The sequence below is a fragment of the Streptomyces sp. WAC05292 genome (assembly GCF_003949955.1).
Lineage (GTDB): Bacteria > Actinomycetota > Actinomycetes > Streptomycetales > Streptomycetaceae > Streptomyces > Streptomyces globosus.
This window is the reverse complement of record NZ_RPSE01000619.1, coordinates 1-2342: the sequence shown is the minus strand read 5'-3', so window position 1 is coordinate 2342 and position 2342 is coordinate 1. Positions and strand designations below refer to the sequence as shown.

The 2342-nt window shown below is 77.2% G+C and carries 1 pseudogene; it reads left to right on the top strand.

The features are described from left to right. Window positions 1-13 precede the first annotated feature (13 nt). Window positions 14-2342 (top strand): annotated as a pseudogene (locus tag EF903_RS31715) (DNA-binding protein); the annotation flags it as partial.

The following is a 2342-nucleotide window of genomic DNA, read 5'->3' as shown; positions in this document are numbered from 1 at the left end:
CGAGGGCCGCGGCATGCCCGTCGCCGCCCTCGCCGTCCCCGGCGACGACCGGCCGCGCGGGCTGACGCAGAACTGGCGCGCCCTGACCATCACCGACCCGGACGGCGTCGTCACCACCGTCACCAGCGGCGACCACCGCAGCGACGGCTTCTCCACCGGAGTCGTCCAACTGCCGCCGCTGCCCTTCTGGTACGCGCTGCGCCCCCGCGACCCCGAGGGCTCGGCCGCCCTGCGCACCGCCGGCGCCGACACCGCCGCGGCGCTGATGAAGGCGGTCGCCACCGCCGAGCGGACCGAGGACCTGCCCGACCTGGTGAGCGCGGTGCTCCCGCAGGTCACCGACGCCAAGCTGATCGCCGGTGTCATCGAGGTGGCGCGGTTCGCCCTCAAGCAGCAGCGGGCGCTCGACGCGATCGCCGCCCGCCTCAACCCCGGCGAGACCGCGCCCGCCCGGACCGCCGAGCCGGCGGGCCCCACGGACCAGCTCCTCGCGGGCGCCCTGCGCGGTGTCATCGGCAGCGGCTACTACCACTGGAGCGCCGACCAGGACGTCTCCCACCGCTTCCTGCACCGCCTCGCCGCCGCGGCCGCCGACACCGACGCCGCCTCCGTACCGGGCCGGCTGCACTTCGACGCACCCGCCCTGGACCACTCGGGGCTGCCGTTCACGGCGATGCTCGACCACCCCGCGGCGATCGCCTACCGGGCCGCCGGGCCCGCCGCGAACGACGCCCAGCGGGCGGCCCTGTGCTCCGTCCTCGCGCAGATCGACGCCCTCGGACTGGCCTCCGCCCAGGGGTCCGCCGACCGCTGGCGCCGCGTCCGCGTCCACCTCGACGACCGCCACCTCACCACCCCCGACGGCCGGGACCGCAACGTCTCCCGCCGCAGCGTGCTCCCGCTCGGCGGCGGAGCCGCCCTCGGCATCACCGAGGACACCGAGTCCGTGCCCGGCGGGCGCGAGTTCGGGGCCCTGCTGTACGACCCGACCGGCCGGTTCGCCGTCCCCGGCCCGTACACGCTGCGCAGCGAAGCCCCCCTCGGCGACCGCCACCGCGGCCCCGGCTGGCTGGCCGCGTTCCTCACCGAGGCCGCCGCCCGCGGCCCGGCACCGCTGCACCCGGAAGCCGCCGACGAGTTCGCCCGCCTGACCGGCGTCACCGCGACCGCCGCACGGCTGCTGATCGCCGGCCTGCCCAACATCGACAGCTACGAGCACCACTTCCTGCCCGCCGAACTCCGCACCGCCCTCGGTGTCAAGGCCGCCGACGCCAAGATCGCCCGCAACCAGCTCAAGGCCGTCCCGCTGGAGGTGCGGCGCGAGGTCGTCGCGGCGCTGCTGCCCGCCGAACCGGCACGGCTGTGGACCGACGGCCCGGACGCGGCCGCAGCCGCGGAGGTCTGGAACCGCCGCGTCGGCCGCCGCACCCCCGTCCCGGAGTGGCTGCTCGCCGAGGCCAACCGCGCCGTACGCGCCGCCGGCGCCGTGCACGACGCGCTGGGGGACGTCCTCAACCCCGGCGAGTCCGCCGTGCTCGGCACCGACACCGCGTGGAAGGTCAACCGCGACCGCGTCGAACCCTGCGACCCGCACGGCCCCGCCTTCACCTCGGCCGTGCTGACCACCACCCTCGGACTGACCGCGTGGCTCGCCCACCGGCTTCCCGCCGGCGACCCCATGCGGGCCGCACTGCCGCCCGCGCTGACCGCGGTCCGCAACCGCCTCGCCGCCCCCGGGCTCCTCCTCGACCTCGGCTACTACGCCGACCTGCCCGGCTTCCGCAAGGCGGCCGGCACCCCCACCGAGACGGGCGAGGGATACGAGCGGTACGGCGCCGTCGTCATGGCCACCCACGACGACCGCCCGCGCCCCGCACTGCGCACCAGCCTCCTCGACTCCACCGGCTCCGACCCGTACCTGCCCGCCCTGCGCGGCGACGGCCAGGCCGAGACCTCGATCGAGGCGGCGCTGCGGTGCGCCCACGACCCGCGGTTCGCGGCGCTGCTGGCGGATCCGGGGGCCCCGGCGGCGGGCGGTGCCGGTGCCGACGGGACGTGGTGGCCGCAGGATCCGGGCCGGTCGGTTCCGGAGCTGGTCGCCGCCGTGCAGGAGGCGTGCGGACTGGGTGCGGACGCGGCGGTGCTGTACCTGATGCTGCTGGCGATGCCCGACCCGACGGACCGGAACACCGCACGCTGGACGGGCTGGAAGCCCGCCCGGATGAAAGCCGCCCGGGCGGAACTGGGCGCGACGGACCTGGTCGTGACGGCGAGCCGGACCCGGGCCGGGCGCACGCTGTTCCTGCCCGGCGGCTGGGTCGAGCCCGCTGCGCCGTGGACAC